We start from the raw sequence: 1,530 nt of genomic DNA on the forward strand, positions 1-1,530 counted from the left end.
CGCCCCTGCTGCAAGATGGCCATCCGATCTGCCAGGGCAAAACCGATCGACAGGTTATGAGTAGCCAGCAATGTCGTGGTACCCGCTATTTTTGAGGCCATGAGGAATTCCTCCAGTAGCTTCGACGCCTGGAGGTCGAGGTTTGTGAAGGGCTCGTCAAGCAGTAGAATCTTCGGCTCACGGAGCATCAGTTTTGCGAGCGCAAGACGCCGCTTCATCCCGCTGGAGAAAGTCCTGACCCGAGCTGCCGCCGCTCCCTCCAGTCCAACCTTCGCCAGAACCTCCGATATGCGTTCGGCGGGACGATCTAGTCCCAGCATGGTCGCCGCAAACAGGAGGTTTTCACGCCCGGTCAGGGCCTCATACAGTTGGTGACCGTGGGCAAGAACACCGACAACCCGCCTTACGCCGTCGCCATTTCTGCTTACATCGAACCCAGCGACCTGCGCTGATCCGGCAGTGGGCCGCACCAGTCCGGCCAGGATTCTCAGCAGGGTGCTCTTCCCCGCTCCGTTCGGGCCAAACAGAGCCAGAACCTCCCCTTGGGCAACCCGAAGGTCAATGCCCCGCAGGGCCGGATACGCGCCGAACCACTTAACCAAACCCCTGGTCTCGACGGCAGCCGTCACCCCAGGAAGCCCCCCTGCTCCGTCAGTCCTCGCCATTCAAGATCCTGAGAATGCGAGGCCCAGCACCATCGCGGACTCCGTTATCCAAGATGCCACATCCCAACCGCGGATTCACGCAGATGGCGAGCATGCAGTCGAATAGACGTTCGCGCCCTGTTCTCAAAACACATTTAGTCTAGCAGAGATTGCATGGAGGAACAACCCAAAAGGGGGCGAGCTGAGGACCGCCTATAGTCGCCTTGGCCTCATCTTCTCCAGACCTACGAGGGTCTTACCGGACTGCAATAGACTGATAAACTGCTCTATTAACCTGGGGTCGCATGAGCCTTTCTCCGATGCCTGCCGCATAATTGAGAAGGCTTGGTGGGTTTCGAGTGGGGGCTTATAGGGCCGGGCCGTCATCAGTGCGTCGTAGATATCAACGACGCGAATGATTCTCGCCGCAAGGGGAATCCCCTGTCCCTTCAAGCCATCGGGATACCCACCGCCATCCCATCGTTCATGGTGATGACGAATAATGGGAAGGACCAATTTCAGCGACTTGAGCGGCTTACATATCCGCTCTCCGATCACCGGATGTGTCCGTATGATCCGCCATTCTTCCTCGGTCAGCTCTGTCGTTTTATTCAGGATCGACTCCGGAACAGCAATCTTGCCGACGTCGTGCAGGTAACCTCCACGATGTAGCGCTTTTAACTGCTCCCGTGGAAGGCCCAAACTTCGGCCAAGGGTCACGGAGTACAGGGCCAATCGTTCACAGTGTCCATCGGTACACGCATCCTTGGCCTCAACGCTCAGGGCCAACGTACACAGCACATCCTCTGCATCTTCCAACTCATCGGTAAACTGTTTGAGCCTCAGCAGGGATCGTACCCGCGCGATCAACTCCGCAGAGTGAAAA

General features: G+C 57.5%; 2 protein-coding genes. Both read right to left on the reverse strand.

The features are described from left to right. The coding region (ccmA, locus tag KGL31_09965; GenBank protein MDE2322223.1) for a heme ABC exporter ATP-binding protein CcmA at positions 1 to 665 on the reverse strand (665 nt) is incomplete at its 3' end. 192 nt (positions 666 to 857) lie between these two features. Continuing rightward, positions 858 to 1,530 (reverse strand): HD-GYP domain-containing protein (locus tag KGL31_09970; GenBank protein MDE2322224.1); only part of this gene is annotated, 673 nt, incomplete at its 5' end.

It is taken from the genome of Candidatus Methylomirabilota bacterium (assembly GCA_028870115.1).
Classification (GTDB): domain Bacteria; phylum Methylomirabilota; class Methylomirabilia; order Methylomirabilales; family Methylomirabilaceae; genus Methylomirabilis.